This is a genomic window from Kitasatospora sp. NPDC001175, assembly GCF_053598215.1.
In genome coordinates this window covers 27539-43963 of record NZ_JBSFJU010000023.1, presented here as the reverse complement: position 1 = coordinate 43963, position 16425 = coordinate 27539, and the positions used below count along the sequence as shown (strand labels likewise).

At 71.5% G+C, this 16425-nt stretch carries 11 protein-coding genes and 1 tRNA gene; 2 read left to right on the top strand and 10 right to left on the bottom strand.

Annotation, left to right across the window (positions count from 1 at the left end; translation table 11 throughout):
- Window positions 1-2: 2 nt before the first annotated feature.
- From pknB to ACWDAK_RS18555, 7 genes are all read right to left on the bottom strand, one after another.
- Window positions 3-2045 (bottom strand): Stk1 family PASTA domain-containing Ser/Thr kinase, encoded by a 2043-nt coding sequence (gene pknB, locus ACWDAK_RS18585; RefSeq protein WP_344638994.1) that lies wholly within the window; start codon window positions 2043-2045, stop codon window positions 3-5.
- A 256-nt stretch (window positions 2046-2301) separates the two neighbouring features.
- Window positions 2302-3765 (bottom strand): peptidoglycan D,D-transpeptidase FtsI family protein, encoded by a 1464-nt coding sequence (locus ACWDAK_RS18580; RefSeq protein ID WP_344638993.1) that lies wholly within the window; start codon window positions 3763-3765, stop codon window positions 2302-2304.
- Window positions 3766-3841: 76 nt separating this feature from the next.
- Window positions 3842-5230, bottom strand: coding sequence for an FtsW/RodA/SpoVE family cell cycle protein (locus ACWDAK_RS18575; RefSeq protein WP_344639050.1), 1389 nt, complete (start codon window positions 5228-5230; stop codon window positions 3842-3844).
- Window positions 5231-5353: 123 nt separating this feature from the next.
- Entirely contained in the window at window positions 5354-6958 is a 1605-nt protein-coding gene (locus ACWDAK_RS18570) for a PP2C family protein-serine/threonine phosphatase (protein WP_344638992.1), read from the bottom strand.
- Window positions 6955-7116, bottom strand: coding sequence for a hypothetical protein (locus ACWDAK_RS18565; protein ID WP_344638991.1), 162 nt, complete (start codon window positions 7114-7116; stop codon window positions 6955-6957). The genes ACWDAK_RS18570 and ACWDAK_RS18565 overlap by 4 nt, the downstream gene beginning before the upstream one ends.
- A gap of 6 nt (window positions 7117-7122) precedes the next feature.
- Window positions 7123-7641, bottom strand: a complete 519-nt coding sequence (locus tag ACWDAK_RS18560) for an FHA domain-containing protein FhaB/FipA (protein ID WP_344638990.1) — start codon at window positions 7639-7641, stop codon at window positions 7123-7125.
- Window positions 7642-7653: 12 nt separating this feature from the next.
- Window positions 7654-8538, bottom strand: a complete 885-nt coding sequence (locus ACWDAK_RS18555) for a DUF3662 and FHA domain-containing protein (protein WP_344638989.1) — start codon at window positions 8536-8538, stop codon at window positions 7654-7656.
- Window positions 8539-8974: 436 nt separating this feature from the next.
- Between ACWDAK_RS18555 and ACWDAK_RS18550 the strand changes: the two genes are divergently transcribed.
- Window positions 8975-9058 (top strand) — tRNA-Leu (locus tag ACWDAK_RS18550).
- A 119-nt stretch (window positions 9059-9177) separates the two neighbouring features.
- On the opposite strand, the gene ACWDAK_RS18545 is transcribed toward ACWDAK_RS18550, so the two are convergent.
- Window positions 9178-10359 carry a sensor histidine kinase gene (locus tag ACWDAK_RS18545; RefSeq protein WP_344638988.1) on the bottom strand — a complete coding sequence of 394 codons (1182 nt, stop codon included), beginning with the start codon at window positions 10357-10359 and terminating at the stop codon, window positions 9178-9180.
- Window positions 10356-11027, bottom strand: coding sequence for a response regulator (locus ACWDAK_RS18540; RefSeq protein WP_427393915.1), 672 nt, complete (start codon window positions 11025-11027; stop codon window positions 10356-10358). The genes ACWDAK_RS18545 and ACWDAK_RS18540 overlap by 4 nt, the downstream gene beginning before the upstream one ends.
- 394 nt (window positions 11028-11421) lie before the next feature.
- On the opposite strand from ACWDAK_RS18540, the gene ACWDAK_RS18535 reads away from it, so the two are divergent.
- Window positions 11422-13140 carry a phosphatidylglycerol lysyltransferase domain-containing protein gene (locus tag ACWDAK_RS18535; protein WP_344639049.1) on the top strand — a complete coding sequence of 573 codons (1719 nt, stop codon included), beginning with the start codon at window positions 11422-11424 and terminating at the stop codon, window positions 13138-13140.
- Window positions 13141-13429: 289 nt separating this feature from the next.
- On the opposite strand, the gene ACWDAK_RS18530 is transcribed toward ACWDAK_RS18535, so the two are convergent.
- A complete protein-coding gene (locus ACWDAK_RS18530) occupies window positions 13430-16222 on the bottom strand; it encodes an ATP-binding SpoIIE family protein phosphatase (protein ID WP_344638986.1) in 2793 nt (930 codons plus the stop codon).
- Window positions 16223-16425 lie beyond the last annotated feature (203 nt).

The window sequence follows — 16425 nt, the reverse complement described above, 5'->3', positions numbered from 1 at the left end:
GATCAGTGGGTCTGACCCGGCGCGGTGGGGCTGTTGTTGCCCCGGGGGTCACCCGGCCTGGTCCAGAGCTGGATGGTGGTGCCCGGGTCGACCTGTCCGGTCGCCGGGTTGGCGTTCATCACGATGGCGTTCTCGTCCACCGGGCCCATGACCACCTGCGGGACCAGACCCGCTGCCTTCAGGGCGTCGAAGGCCGCCTTGTAGGTCTTGTTCACCAGGATTGGGACGGGCACCTTGTCGGGTTGCTTGTAGACGGTCAAGGTGACCCTGGCACCCTGGGCCGCCTTGCTGTTCCCCGGAGGGTCCTGGTCCGAGACGATGTTGACCTTGCTGGGGTCGGGGGCCGCCGTGTACTTGACGGCGACCGTGAAGCTGGCGCTCTCCAGGGCCTGGCGGGCCGCGTCGACCTGCTGGCCGATCACGCTGGGGACGTTGGTCTGCTGCTTGCCCGAGGAGACGACCAGGTCCACCGAGGTGCCCGGAGCGGCGTTGCCGGTGACCGACTGGGAGATGACCTTGTCCTGCGGGGTGCTGTCGTCGTTCTTGTAGGTCACGTTGCCGGCCGTGAAGCCCGCCTTCTGCAGGGCGGTCTTGGCGTCGTCCTGGGACTTGCCGGTGACGTCCGGGACGGGGACGGCGGCCGGGCCGCTGGAGAGGTGCACCTTGATCGGGGTGTTCACGTCGACCTGGGTGCCGGCGGCCGGGTCCTGTGTGCAGACCGCGTCCTTCTGGATGTTGTTGTCCGGGCAGGCCACGGCGTCGGCCGCGGTCACCTGGAGCTTGGGGCTCGCCGCGGCCGCGGCGGCCTGGGCGTCCTTCAGCGACTTGCCGACCAGGTTGGGCGCGGTGACCTTGGAGCCCGAGGTGTTGTTCGACTGGGTCATGGCGTCGACCACGAAGTACGCGCCGACCAGCACCAGCACGGCCGCGATCCCCAGGATGATCCAGGAGGTGCTGCCCTTCTTCGACTGGTCCTGGCGCCGGCCGCCCGACTCGTAGCCGTCGTCGCCGCCGTCCTGGTAGCCGTAGCCGGACTGCTGTCCGCCGACCGGGGCCATCATGGTGGTCGGCCCGGAACCGCCCTGCTGCGGGAGCAGGTTGGTCTGGCCGTACGGGTCGTGCTGGGCCTGGAAGCCCTGCTGGTCGTAGCCGTAGCCGGGGGCGCCCATGCCGAAGGCGGCGGCCTGCTGGGCGGCTGCGACCGGGAGGCCGTCGAGGAAGCGCTCGATGTCGTCGCGCATCTCGTCGGCGCTCTGGTAGCGGTAGTCGCGCTCCTTGGCGAGGGCCTTGAGCACGATCGCGTCGATCTCGGGGCGGACCTCGGGGTCGTACGAGGAGGGCGGCATGGCCTCCTCACGGACGTGCTGGTAGGCCACGGCGACCGGCGAGTCGCCGATGAACGGCGGGCGCACGGTGAGCAGTTCGTAGAGCAGGCAGCCGGTGGAGTAGAGGTCGGACCGGGCGTCGACGGTCTCGCCCTTGGCCTGCTCGGGGGAGAGGTACTGGGCGGTGCCGATGACGGCGGAGGTCTGGGTCATCGTCATGCCGGCGTCACCCATGGCACGGGCGATGCCGAAGTCCATGACCTTGACGTTGCCCTGGCGGGTGAGCATGACGTTGGCGGGCTTGATGTCGCGGTGGACGATGCCGGCCCGGTGGGAGTACTCCAGGGCCTGGAGGATGCCGATGGTCATCTCCAGGGCGCGCTCGGGCAGCAGGCGGCGGCCGGAGTGCAGCAGTTCGCGCAGGGTGGACCCCTCGACGTACTCCATCACGATGTACGGAATGGAGATGCCGTCGATGTAGTCCTCGCCGGTGTCATAGACGGCGACGATGGCGGGGTGGTTCAGGGACGCCGCGGACTGGGCTTCGCGGCGGAAGCGGGCCTGGAACGACGGATCCCTGGCCATGTCGGCCCGGAGCGTCTTCACTGCGACGGAGCGGCCGAGTCGGGTGTCATGGGCGAGGTACACCTCGGCCATGCCGCCGCGTCCGAGGACGCCGCCGAGCTCGTACCTGCCGCCGAGGCGACGAGGCTCTTCCATAGTTCCGACCCTCTCCCTCACCTAGCTGGTGAGGATGTGACGTAGGTGTCCGCGCACGCTCTGTTGGACGCTGTCCGCCGTCGTGATGGTTCTGCGACGACGTGGGCGAGCGGCGGGCACACCCGCTGCTGCGGATACGCTACCGGTCCTGCCGGGACCTGCCGGGACAGGCGGCCGGCTGAGACCAGACCGGTATCGACCGGCCGCGTCCCATTGTGACAAGACCGCCACCCGTACAGCGGCCACTCTTCGGGTCCTACTTGTTGAGAACGGCCTCCATCACCGACTTGGCGATGGGCGCGGCGATGCTGCCGCCGCTGATCTCGTTGCTGGAGGCGGCGCCGTCCTCGACCACCACGGCGACCGCGACCTGCTGGCCGTCGGAGGCCTTGGCGTAGGAGACGAACCAGGCGAACGGCAGGCCGGAGTTGTCCTGGCCGTGCTGGGCGGTGCCGGTCTTGCCGCCGACCGTGACGCCGTCGATCTGGGCCTTCTGGCCGGTGCCGTTCTTGACCACGCTCTCCATCAGCTGCTGCAGCTTCTGCGCCGTCTCGGGCTTCATCGGCTGGCTGAACTGGTGCTCGGAGTGCGTGGAGACGGGGGTGAGGTTGGCCGAGCGCTCCTCGCTGACCAGGTACGGCTGCATCAGGGTGCCGTTGTTGGCGACGGCGGAGGCGACCATGGCCATCTGCAGCGGGGTGGCGCGGGTGTCGTGCTGGCCGATGGCGTCCATCGCGGTGCCGTCGGGGGTGGAGTTCTTGGGGAAGTAGCTGGCGGTGGCCCGGATCGGGATGTCGATCTTGTCGTTGTTGAAGCCGAACTTCTCGGCCTCGGCCCGCAGCTTGTCCCGGCCCAGGTCGGCGCCGATCTTGCCGTAGACGGTGTTGCAGGAGACCGCCATGGCGTCCCTGAGGGTGGCGCCCTCGCAGGGCTCGCCGTCGCTGTCGTTCTTCAGCTCGGTCTTGGTGCCGGGCAGGATGTACGGCTTCGGGGTGTCGGTCTTGTCGTCGGGCCCCTGGAACATGCCGTTCTCGAACGCGGCGGTGGCCGTCACCAGCTTGAAGGTCGAGCCGGGCGGATAGGTCTCCTTCAGCGCCCGGTTGAGCATCGGCTTGTTCGGGTCGCTCTGGAGCGCGGTCCAGGCCTTGCCGTCCGTGGCGGGGTCGCCGCCGGCGAAGGTGGACGGGTCGTACGAGGGGGTGGAGACCAGGGCGAGGATCGCGCCGGTCTTCGGGTCCAGGGCGACGGCGGCGCCCTTCTTGTTGCCCAGGCCGTCGAAGGCGGCCTTCTGCGCCTTGGGGTTGATCGTGGTGACCACGTCGCCGCCCTGCTTCTGCTTGCCCGTGAGCATGTCGAGGGTGTTGCGGAAGAACAGGCGGGAGTCGGTGCCGGAGAGGATGCCGTCCTCCAGCTTCTCCAACTGGGTGCTGTCGTAGGCCTGGGAGGAGTAGCCGGTGACCGGGGCGTACAGCGGACCGTCGATCCAGGCGCGCTTGTACTTGTAGCGCAGACCGTTGACGAAGTCGGACTTGGTGACCGGCTGCCCGGCCACGATGATGTTGCCGCGCGGGTAGGCGTAGCGGTCGTACTTGTTGCGGTCGTTGTGGCTGTTGCTCGCCCAGGCGTCGGCCTGGACGCCCTGGACCCAGTTGGTCCGGACCATCAGGGCGAGGATCAGGACCAAACAGAAGATCGAGACCCGTCGGATGGGCTTGTTCACTGGGCTCCTCGCCTCCTTCGTGCGGTCACTGGGGTTGATTCAACCGCATCTTTCTTTACGTCCGCTGTGGGGGTATTCACGACTGGGCGGCCTGGGTCGGTTCCGCCGAGGGGCGCCGGGCGCTGTCGCTTATCTTCAGCAGCAGGGCGAGCAGGGCCCAGTTGGCGACCACCGAGGACCCGCCCTGGGCGAGGAACGGCATGGTCATACCGGTGAGCGGGATCAGTCCGGTGACGCCGCCGGCGACCACGAAGACCTGGAGCGCGAAGGCCGAGGAGAGGCCGACGGCGAGCAGCTTGCCGAACGGGTCGCGGGCGGCGACGGCGGTGCGCAGGCCGCGCTGGACGACCAGGGCGTAGAGCAGGAAGAGCGCCATCATGCCGGTGAGGCCGAGTTCCTCGCCGAAGGAGCCGAGGATGAAGTCGCTCTTGGCGGCGAACTGGATCAGCCAGGAGCGGCCCTGGCCGAGGCCGGTGCCGGTGACACCGCCGGAGCCGAAGGCCATCAGGGTCTGGCCGATCTGCTCGGTGGAACCGGGCGGGGGGTGCGGCGAGAAGGCCGCCATCGGGTCGAGCCAGGCGTCGATGCGGGTCTTGACGTGCGATTCGGAGGTGGCGACCAGGGCGGCGCCGCCGAAGGAGAGCAGCAGGCCGACCACGATCCAGCTGGTGCGTTCGGTGGCGACGTAGAGCATCACCACGAAGAGGCCGAAGAACAGGAAGGAGGTGCCGAGGTCGGTCTCGAAGACCAGGATCAGGATGGAGAGCAGCCAGACCACGATGATCGGGCCGAGGTCGCGTCCGCGCGGCAGGTACAGGCCCATGAAGCGGCGGCTGGCCAGGGCGAGGGCGTCGCGCTTGACCATCAGGTAGCCGGCGAAGAACACGGTCAGGATGATCTTGGCGAACTCGCCGGGCTGGATCGAGAAGCTGCCGAAGCGGATCCAGATCTTGGCGCCGAAGTCCTCGGCACGGGAGGGGAAGAAGGCGGGCGCGGCGAGCAGCACCAGGGCGACGGCCATCGAGATGTAGGTGTAGCGCTGCAGGATCCGGTGGTCCTTGAGCACCACGATCACGCCGATGAACAGGGCGATGCCGAGTGCGGACCACATCAGCTGGTTGGCCGCGGCGGGGAAGTTGCCGCGCAGCAGCTTGCCGGCCTTGTCGAGGCGCCAGATCATCACCAGGCCGAGTCCGTTGAGCAGGGTGCCCAGCGGCAGCAGCAGGGGGTCGGCGTACGGCGCGAAGCGGCGCATCGCCAGGTGTGCGACCAGTGCGAGCGCCCCCATCCCGGCGCCGTACGCCAGCATGCCGGCGGGGAGCCGGTTGTCCATGGCGAGGCCGACGTTGGCGTAGGCGAGGATCGGCACGAGGACCGCGAAGGCCAGCAGGACCAGTTCGGTGTTGCGCCGGTTGGGCGTGCCCTGGGGCGTGATGGTGGTGTTGGCACGGCGCCCAGGGCGCATGCCGGAGCGGACGCTGGGACGGTCGGCTCCGCGCCGACCGCCGCCATGGCTGCTGCTCAGGTCAAAGGTGCTCACGTGGTAACCGCCCCCTGACGGCTGAGTGGGCCCGTGCGGGGACCGGGGTTACTGGGTCGCGCAGGAGTTGGCCAGCTGCTGTTCCTGCTCGCTGAGGGTCGGCGCGGCGCCGGGGCTGCCGGCCGGGTGGGCGGCGTCCTGCGCGGGGGCCGGGTTGCTCTGGGTCCCGATGGCGCTGCCGGCGGCCGCGGGGCTGGGGCTCGCGCTCGGGGTGGCGGCCGGTGGCTGGGCGGAGGGCTTCGCCCCCTCGGAGATCTTCTTGCAGATCTCCGCCTGGGCGGCGAGGCGCTTCACCTGGTCGTGGGCGTCGTCCAGGCTCTTGGCCTGGATGGTGTTGCTCACCTGGGTGCGCTGGTAGGCGGGCAGGAACTTGAGTTCGACGTCATCATGGCGTTCGTACACCGACGACATGTTGATTCCGGCCAGGTTCTGGTTGAGGCCGCGGTAGACCGCGACGTGGTCGCCGTCGGTACCGACGTAGTACTGGTCCTGGGTCCACTGCCAGCCGAACCAGCCGGCCCCGCCGATCAGCCCGAGTGCCAGGGCCACGGCGAGCGAGATCTTCAGTCCGCGGCCCTTGCGGCGCGGGGCGTCCTCGTCGTCCTCGTAGTCGTCGTCCTGGTACGGCTGCTGCGGCTCCGGGGTGCCGTACGTGTCGTACGCCTCGCCGTAGCCGGCCCCCTGGGGCTCGCCCTCGGGGTAGCCGTAACCGTCGCCGTAGCCCTCGGCCGGGCCGAAGCCCGGCTGCTCGTAGCCGCTGGCCGGGCCGAAGGCGCCCTGCGGGCCCTGCGGCGGGCGGCCGAGACCGGCGGCGCGGCCGGCCGGGGTGTTCAGGATGGCCTGGTCGTGCGCGCTGGACGGCGGGGCGTCGGCGACCGCGCCGACCACCACCGGGATGTCGGCGAGCTGGCCGCTGAGGGTGTCGGTGGCGCCGACGTCGATCACGTCCGCGACGATGCAGGTGATGTTGTCGGGGCCGCCTCCGCGCAGCGCCAGCTGGATCAGCTCCTGGACGGTCTGCTGCGGGGCGTAGAAGCTCCCGAGCGTCTCCTCCAGGGTCTGGTGGCTGACCGGCCCGGAGAGGCCGTCCGAGCAGATCAGGTAGCGGTCGCCGGCCCGTACGTCGCGGATCGACAGGTCGGGCTCGACCTGGCCGCGGCCGTCCAGCGCGCGCATCAGCAGGGAGCGCTGCGGGTGGGTCTCGGCCTCCTCCGGGGTGATCCGGCCCTCGTCCACCAGCCGCTGCACCCAGGTGTGGTCCTGGGTGATCTGGCTCAGGGCGCCGTCGCGCAGCAGGTAGGCGCGGGAGTCGCCGATGTGGACCAGGCCCATCCGCTGGCCGGTCCAGAGCATCGCGGTGAGGGTGCAGCCCATGCCCTCGAGCTGCGGGTCCTCCTCGACCATCTGGCGCAGCCGGTCGTTGGCGCCCTGGACCGCGTCCTTGAGCAGGGTGAGCAGGTCGGCGCCCGGGATGTCCTCGTCCAGGCGGACGATCGAACCGAGCACCTCGGAGGAGGCGACCTCGCCGGCCGCCGCGCCGCCCATGCCGTCGGCGACGGCCAGCAGCCGCGGCCCGGCGTAGCCGGAGTCCTCGTTGCCCTCCCGGATCAGACCCTTGTGGGACCCGGCCGCGAAACGCAGCACCAAGCTCATGCCCCCGCCTCGCTTCGCTCGGCGGTGTTCCCACCGGACCCGGACACGATGTGCTCGCTCATGCGGAACGGGACCCCCTTCAGGGCGTCGGCGCGCACCAGGGCGGCAGCGTGGCAGCCGCGTGCCCGGCCGGGCGTGAACGGGATGCTGTCCCTCATGCGCTACTACTTCCGCAGTTCGATGACGGTCCTGCCGATACGGATCGGCATGCCCGGCTGGAGCGGGGTGGGCGTCGTGAGCCGCTGCCGGTCCAGATAGGTGCCGTTGGTGGAGCCTAGATCCTCGACCGTCCACTGCCCAGTCTGATCCGGGTAGATCCTGGCATGCCTGGAGGACGCGTAGTCGTCGTCCAGCACGATCGTGGAGTCGTGCGCCCGGCCGAGCGTGATCGTCTGGCCCTGCAGGGCCACGGTGGTGCCGGCCAGCGAGCCCTGCACCACGACCAGCTGGGTCGGCGCGCCGCGGCGCGGCCTGGACTGGGTCGGGGCGGTCTGCGGCGAGCCGGCGGGCCGGGCCGCGCCGGAGGCGCTCTGGGCCGGCGCCCCGGTGGCACGCCGCGAGGACCGCGGGTTCACCTTGGTGCCGAACAGGTCGCTGCGGATCACCTGCACTGCGACGATGACGAACAGCCACAGCACGGCGAGGAATCCAAGCCGCATGACCGTCAAGGTCAGATCTGACATAGGTGGCCCGTTCTACCCTTCGACCTGTCGGTAGACGATGGTCGTGCTCCCCAGGACGATCCTGGAGCCGTCGCGGAGCGTAGCGCGCTGGGTGTGCTGTCCGTCCACCACGATGCCGTTGGTGGACCCCAGGTCGAGCACCATGGCGGGCGTGCCAGGACGGATCTCCGCGTGCTTGCGGGAGACGCCGGGGTCGTCGATCCGGACGTCCGCCTCGGTGGAACGGCCGAGCACCACGCCGTTGCCGGTCACCTGGTGCCGGGCGCCGTTGACCTCGATCCAGCGGCGGGTGGTGGGCGCGCCACCGCCCGAGCCGGGGAACGGGCGGACGTTGCCGCCCGCGGCGGGCGGCACGGTCGGGGGCGCCGGCGGCATCGGGGGCATCGCCGGGGGCGAGGCGGGCGGCGGCGGCGCGCCGTACGCGCCCGCGCCCTCCTGCTGCCACGGCGCGCCGGGCGCGGGCGGGGTGGGCTGGCGTCCGTAGCCGGCCTGGGCCGGCGGCGGGACGGCCTGCGGAGGCTCCTCGGAGGCGAGGGTGCGGCTGCGCACCCGGTAGAGGCCGGTGTCGAGGTCGTCCGCCTTCTCCAGGGTGACCTGGAGCGGGCCCATGAAGCTGTAGCGCTGCGCGTCGGCGTACTCGCGCACCATGCCGGCCAGCTCGGTGCCGAGCTGGCTCGAGTACGGGCTGAGCCGCTCGTGGTCGTGCGGGCTGAGCTCGACGATGAAGTCGTTCGGGACCACGGTGCGGTCCCGGTTCCAGATGGTGGCGTTGTTGTCGCACTCGCGCTGCAGCGCCCCGGCGATCTCCACCGGCTGGACCTCGGATTTGAACACCTTAGCGAAGGTGCCGTTCACAAGACCCTCGAGCCGCTGCTCGAACTTCTTCAGGACTCCCATGGGGCACCCCCTTCCAAGGGCTTCGGTCGGGCCCGCTGCTCGGCCTACTTGCGGTACTTCCGTACTGATCGTATCCACGCCCGGCCCGTCCGTACGGTTCCCCGGGGATGTGGTGGCCGCCACGGACCCCTGCGCGGGGCGGTGACGACCGCTTCGGCGGGGCGCTCGGGACGGTGTTCGGGAGTGGCAAGCCAGGGCTACCCGGACACGGGCCCGCTCACCCCTGGCGGATCGGGCCGGGACTCCGTCCGGGGGTACCGGGGCCGCCTCCGGTTGCGGGGCAGGGGGAACGGATTCGTAGGCGGCCCGCAGGTCGTGCTAATGTTTTCCACGTCGGAAGGGGCGCCCGCAAGGGAGCCGAACGGAAGACCAGCCGAGATAAGGTAAACTTACCGGCGGGTCGGAAGAGCGGAAACACTCCAACGACAACACCCATGCGCGGGTGGCGGAATAGGCAGACGCGCTGGATTCAGGTTCCAGTGCCCGAAAGGGCGTGGGGGTTCAACTCCCCCCTCGCGCACAGCGAAGCCCCGCAGATCTTCGGATCTGCGGGGCTTTTTTGTTGACTCACGGGCCCGGTGGTGATTTCGGAGCACCGGGGTTCTCCCGGGAATGCCCGGTGCTCCGGTGCCGGGCCGGCTACTCGCCCACGACGGGGAGTTCCGCCTGGACGGCGAAGCCGCCGTCGGGGGTGGCGGCGGCGCTGAAGGAGCCGCCGAGCAACTGGGCGCGCTCGCGCAGGCCGACCAGGCCGTGGCCGCCGCCGGGGAGCGGACCGGGACCGGTGCCCCGCCGCAGCGGCGGGCGCTCGTTGCGGACCTCCACCAGCAGCCGGGTGCCCCTGGAGGCGAGGCGGACCGCGACCGGGGCGCCGGGGGCGTGCTTGGTGATGTTGGTGAGCGCCTCCTGGACGGTGCGGTAGGCGGCCCGCTCGACCGCCTCGGGCCAGGGCCGGTCGCCGGGGCTGAGCTCACTGCTGACGGACAGCCCACTGTCCTCGATCAGCCGGGGCAGGTCCGCGAGCCTGGGCTGCGGGACGAGCGGCTCGTCCTGCCGCACGCCGGCGGCGCGCAGCACACCCACCATCTGGCGCAGCTCCACCAGGGTGCGCACGGACAGCTCCCTGATGGTGAGCGCGGCGGTCCTGGCCGCGGGGTCCGCGGTGCTCACCTGGAGGGCGCCGGCCTGGATGCTGATCAGGCTGACCTGGTGGGAGACCACGTCGTGCATCTCGCGGGCCAGCCGGGCCCGCTCGGTGGCCAGTACCCGCTCGGCCAGCAGCCGACTCTCGCGCTGCTGGCCTTTGGTCAGCTCGTCCAGCCGGAGGGCCAGCTCGCGCCGGGTGCGGGCGAGCAGGCCGAGCGCGGTGGGCGCGGCGCCGAGCATCGCGCACTGGATGGCGTAGAGCGCATTGTCCCGGTTGAACGCGAACGGGTGGTCGGTGAGTGGCCAGTGGAAGAACTCGGACAGGGCGAAGGCGCAGGCGCAGACTGCGGCGACCCACGGCCGGGGCCGCCGGGAGGCCACCGAGTAGACGGCGGTGATCTGGGCGATCCAGATGAAGGTGACGAAGCTCGCGGGCAGGGTGAGCAGCAGCACCAGCACCGGGTAGCGGCGTCGCAGCAGCAGCGCCAGGGTGGCCAGCGCGGTCAGGGCGCGCTGCCACCACGGGGTGTCCAGGGCGACGAGGACGGAGTCCACGGTGGAAGCGAGGACGGGCAGCAGCAGCATCAGCCAGGGCGCGGTGAGCCAGCCCGGCCAGGTGCGGCGGGAGGTCGCGGACGGCGGATGGTCTTCGGCCGGGGCGGTGTCGGGGGTCATTCGCTGTTCTGCTCGGGGTTGCGGACCAGGCCGGCCCGGTTGGCGACGACGGCGGCCTGGACCCGGTTGGCGGCGCCCAGCTTGCCGAGGATGGCGCTGATGTGGTCCTTGACGGTGCCGGTGCCGAGGAAGAGCCGGTCGGCGATCTCGGCGTTGGACAGCCCCTCGCCGAGCAGGGCCAGCACGTCCAGCTCGCGGCCGGTCAGGCCGCGGGTGAGCGCGGCTGCCTCGGCGTCCGGGCCGCCGCCCCCGACGTAGCCGCTGATCACGGTCCGGGTGACGGTCGGGGAGAGCACGCTGCCGCCGGCCGCGAGCACCCGGACGGCGTGCACCAACTGCTCGGGGGCGGTGTCCTTGAGCAGGAAGCCGGCCGCGCCGCCGCGCAGTGCGGTGCCGATGTACTCGTCGGTGTCGAAGGTGGTGAGCATGGCCACGGCCGGGGGGTTGGGCAGTGCGCGCAGCCGGCGCAGCACCGAGATGCCGTCCAGGTCGGGCATCCGGATGTCCAGCAGGACGACGTGCGGGCGCAGCGCGGTGACCCGGTCCTCGGCCTGGCTTCCGGAGCAGTCGCCGACGACCTCCAGGTCCGGGGCGGATCCGACGATCAGGCCGAGGCCGGAGCGGACCAGGATCTCGTCGTCCACGATGAGTACGCGGATCGGCGTCATGGTCTTCTTCTCCTCGGGTGGGGCGGGTCGCCGGGCACGGCGAAGGCGGTCTGCCGGGTCCGAGCCTAGGGGCAGGTGGGAGCGGGTGACGCCCGGATCGGCGGGAAACCACCCCCGCCGATCGGCGGGGGCCTGAATCGGCTACCTGGTTCACGTCATTCTCATCTTTGGTGAGCAACCATGGATTGCGGCGCCCCCCTCCCGGAACGGGCCGATCAGAACGCGGCCGCAATGGCCCGGCTCGTGCCGTGGGCGCGGTGCGGATGCGCCCCCACAACTGATCGTTTGGAATTGAGCCGTGTCCTCCACTGTGAAGCCGGAGTCGTCCGCCGTTCCCGGTTCGCGCTCCGGCGCTCTGGCGAGCCTGCTGGCGCGCTGGCGGCCGAGGGCCGCCATGGCGACCGTCTGGTATCTGAGGTTGATCGCCCTGGTGAACCTGGTGGCGGTGCTGGCGGTACCGTTCCGCAACCAGGTGGAGTCGCACAACGAGGGTGGGTATTTCACCCCGTACCTGGCGACCGCCGGTCTGACCTCGGCGGTGCTGTCGCTGTTCCTGGCCGTGGCGATGCGGCGGCGCAAGCGGGCCGCCTGGATCTTCAACACCGTCGTCGGCGGGCTGACCTTCCTGGTCTTCGTGCTGCTGATGACCGTGTCCGGAGAGGGCGAGGACTTCGTCCGGCATCCGTTCAACTGGTTCTCCATGGTCATCACCGGGCTGTTCCTGTTGGCCCTGGTGGTCAGCCGCAAGGAGTTCACCTCCAAGGGGGACCGCTCCAACCCGAAGACCGGGCTGGCGGCGGCGGTCGTCGGCCTGGCGCTTGGCGGCGCGGTCGGTGCGCTGCTGGTCCAGACGACCAACACCGTGACGGGTGCCGGCTTCTGGGACCGCTTCGGCTACTCGATCGCCCGGATGGTCACCGTCGAGCCGTCCGCCCACGTGATCGACGTGATCAACGTGCCGACCTGGGTGAACGCCTTCATCAACGCGATGAGCGCGGTGCTCTTCCTGCTGGTGGTCTACCTGGCCTTCCGCAGCCCGCGCGGGCAGGAGCTGCTGACCGGGGAGGACGAGCAGCGGCTGCGCGCTCTGCTGGACAAGCAGGGCGAGCGGGACTCGCTGGGGTACTTCGCGCTGCGCCGCGACAAGGCGGTGATCTTCTCGCCGAGCGGCAAGGCCGCGGTGGCGTACCGGGTGGTCGGCGGTGTGTCGCTGGCCTCCGGCGATCCGATCGGCGACCCGGAGGCCTGGCCGGGGGCGATCGACGCCTGGCTGGCCGAGGCCAGGGAGCACGCCTGGGCGCCGGCCGTGATGGGTGCCTCGGAGGAGGCCGGGGTGATCTACGCCCGGCACGGTCTGGACGCGCTGGAACTGGGCGACGAGGCGATCGTCGAGCTGGACGAGTTCTCGCTGGACGGCCGGGCCATGCGGGTGGTCAGGCAGGCGTACAACCGGGTGAAGCGGGCCGGGTACACGGTGCGGATCCGCCGGCACGAGGAGATTCCCGAGGCCGAGATGGCCGAGCTGGTCGGGAAGGCGGACCACTGGCGGGACGGTGCCACCGAGCGCGGCTTCTCGATGGCGCTCGGCCGCCTCGGCGACCCGGGGGACGGCCGTTGCGTGATGCTGGAGTGCCACAACGCGGAAGGCCAGCTGAGCGCGCTGCTGAGCTTCGTGCCGTGGGGTGAGCGGGGCCTCTCGCTGGACCTGATGCGCCGGGACCGGGAGAGCGAGAACGGCCTGGTGGAATTCATGGTGATCGAACTCCTGCAGCGGGCGAAGGAGGTCGAGATCGACCGGGTCTCGCTGAACTTCGCGATGTTCCGGTCCGTTTTCGAGCGGGGTTCGAAGCTGGGTGCCGGGCCGGTGCTGCGGCTGTGGCGTTCGGTGCTCGGTTTCTTCTCCCGGTGGTGGCAGATCGAATCCCTCTACCGGGCGAACGCGAAGTACCGGCCGATCTGGGAGCCGCGTTATCTGCTCTTCGAGAAGAGCAGCGAGATTCCCCGGATCGGTATCGCCAGCGCCCGCGCGGAGGGTTTCATCACCGTGCCGAGCCTCCCCGCGCTGTTCCGTCGCCGGCATGCGAAGGCCGCCGTCTCGGCGGACAACTCCTAGCTGCCGGTGGCGGAGCCGAGCGGGAATGGGTGGGGTGACCCTCCGCCGGGGGGCGGAGGGAGCCCGTCCGGAGCGGCTCCGGTCGTACGGGAACGACTCGCTCGAATGCCGGGCTGAACAGAACCGAATACCGTGACCCGAGTAGGGGGCACCGCCGATCGGCGGTGCCCCCTCTTCTTCTCCGCCTCCAGGATGACCCGTGGTCTCCCTTTCGAGCTGAGATGCAGCGTTCATCCGTTGCCTGTGGTTGCTGCAGTGCCGCACGGAATCACCCGTGCCGCCGGGGTGCTCAGCGGCGCGGAAGGGCGAGTTCGAACCAGACGACCTTGCCGACGGCCTTGCGGGCGGTGCCCCAGCGTTCGGACAGCTTGCTGACCAGGTGGAGGCCGCGGCCGCTCTCGTCCATGGACTCGGCGGGCTCCAGCGAGGGCAGGTTGTGGTTGTCGTCGCTGACCTCGACCAGGAGCTTGTCGACCCGGATCAGCTGGAGCTGGACATGGTCCCTGGCCACCCGCACCGCATTGGTGACCAGTTCGCTGACCAGGAGTTCGGCAGTGTCGGCGAGCGCCGTCAGCTGCCAGGCGGCGAGCTGCTCGCGGACCAGGGCGCGGGAGCGGCGCACCTCGGCGTCGCCGACCGACAGCTCCCAGGTGGCCACCTCGGTCGGGGCGACCCCGTCGAAGCGGGCCACCAGCAGGGCGATGTCGTCCTGCCGGTCCTCCGAGTGCAGCCGGTCCAGGACGACGTCGCAGGCCTCCTCGGGGGTCTGCTTGGGGTCGATCAGGTTGCCGCAGAGGGCGGCGAGCCCCGCTCCTATGTCCCCGCCCCGGACCTCGACCAGGCCGTCGGTGCACAGCACCAGCATCGAGCCGTCGCTGACGTCGATCTTCTTGGCCACGAACGGCACCCCGCCCACGCCGATCGGCGCGCCCTCGGGGATCTCCAGCAGCTCGCCCCGGCCGTCCGGGTGCACCAGCACCGGGGGGACGTGGCCGGCGCTGGCCAGCTCGCAGGTGCGGTTGATCGGGTCGTAGACCGCGTACAGGCAGGTGGCCAGATGGTCGTCGCCGAGCTTCTGGGCCAGGTTGTCCAGATGGCGCAGCAGCTGTCCGGGCGGCAGGTCGAGGGCGGCCAGGGTCTGCATCGCGGTGCGGAAGCGGCCCATCGCGGCGGCCGAGTGCAGGCCGTGGCCCATCACGTCGCCGACCACCAGGGCGACCCGGCTGCCGGGCAGCTGGATCGCGTCGAACCAGTCGCCGCCGACCTCGGCCCGCCGGTCGCCGGGCATGTAGCGGTGGGCGATCTGGACGCCGGGGATCTTCGGCGGGCGGGTGGGGATCATCGAGCGCTGGAGCGTGGTGGCGACCTTGGCCTCGGCCCGGTGCAGCCGGGCGTTGTCCAGCGAGAGGGCGGCCCGGGCCGCCAGTTCGCGAAGGGTCGCCGCGTCGCTCTTGTCGAAGGCGGCCCGGTCCGGCAGCCGTAGCAGCTTGAGGATGCCGAGCACGGTGCCCCGGGCGGAGAGCGGCAGCACCAGCATCGAGCGGCCGACCACCACCGGGACCAGGTCGGGCCCGCCGAGCGAGGCGGCGTAGTCCACCGCGACGTCCGGGTTGATCACCGGGACCAGGACCGGTTGGTTCTCCTGCAGGGCGAGGCCCGGCGGGGTGGAGCGGGGCATGGCCAGCAGCGCGCCCTCGTCCAGGACGTGTTCCCAGTGGCCGGAGGAGGCGTTGAAGGCGCGGGCCACCCGGCGCAGCATGGTCTGGTCGTCCGGCCGGTTGGCGGGCAGCTCGGAGTCGGAGATCAGCCCGTCCATCAGGTCCACACAGGCGAAGTCGGCGACTCGGGGCACCAGGACCTGGCACAGCTCGCGGGCGGTGGTGTCCAGGTCGAGGGTGGTGCCGACGCTGCTGCCGACATCGCTCAGCAGGGCCAGCTGCTCGCCGGCCTGGCTGCTGGTCAGCACCTCGACGGAGGAGGGGGCGGCCGGCCCCGTGGGGAGGTCGGCGTCGCGCACGGGGGTGCGGCCGTTGGCGGCGGACTCGATGGCGGAGCCTCCCGGGATCGGGCCGGACGGGCCGAGGGACGTGCCGTGCGGACGGTTGACCCGGTGACCGTCCGTATCGGCGGGTGCGGCGGTGCTCTGGTCGCCGTCCGCGGCCATGGCCGCGGCGGCGGCCTCGCGCGGCCCGGGGACGGCGGTGTTGAGACTACGCGAGCCGTCGGCGCCTTCGGCGGGCAGCAGTTGCAGGCCTGCTGCGACCGGCCCGCCGCCGGGGCGGCCCGCCTCCGGTGGGCGCCGGGTGGCTCTGGGCTGGACGGCCCGCTGCTGCGCGGTCGGGTAGCGGCGGCCCAGCCCGGCGGCGATCCGGGCCACCCCGGAGCCGGCCGGCTCGTAGGGGAGGACGGGGAGTCTGGTGGTGGCGTCCACCCAGAGCGCGGGCAGGCCGGCGGCGGCCAGCTGGGCGAGCAGCCGGGCGCGGCGTTCGGGTGAACCGCCGGGCAGCAGGGCGGCCAGCGCGTCGGCGCCGCGCTCCCCGGCCGGGGCCAGGGCGGCGAACACCCGGTGGGCGCCGCCCGGTGCGCCCTGGGCGGCGGCGTAGGAGAGCAGCCGGGTGCCGAGCGCGATCCGGGGGCCGGAGGCGCGCAGCTGGCGGGCGTCGGTGGCCAGGGCGAGCAGGCTGCGCCCGCCCGGTTCGGTCAGCGGGTAGGCCCACCAGAGGACGTCGCGGGGGCGGTCCTCGCGGTCCGTCACCGTCATCGACCCGGTCCAGGCGCCCTGCTCGAACTGGGTGAGGTCGTCCAGGGTGTCGAAGGCGTCGCAGCGCCGGGCGGTGCCGGGCGGGCGGGCGGCCGCGGTCTCGGCGCGCGGGTCGACGGCGGGGAGCAGGCCGGAGGCCGTGCGGCCGCAGGCCACCTCCGCGCGGTGCCCGAAGAGCTCCTCGGCGGCCCGGTTCCACTGGGCGATCCGGCGGTCCGGGCCGATCAGCACGGAGGCGAGGCGCAGTAAGGCGACCACCCCGGGGTGCTGGTCACCCGGGGGGCCGTCCGGGCGCGGTGTGGAGTTGGGCTCGTCCACCATGGATTCGATCTGCTCCCGCCTGGCCGTCGCGCGGAGGGCGGCCGTTGTGAGCTCCTGTGTACGTGTGCTGTCGTGGCGGTGCTCGGATGCTGGGTGCCGGTGCTGTTCGTGTCGCTGCGTGTCCCCGCCGCCCGGCTGCCGGTGCGGCTGGTCGTGCGCCTTCCAGCGAAGCACGGAGAGCGCCGCCACTGATAGCGAATCGG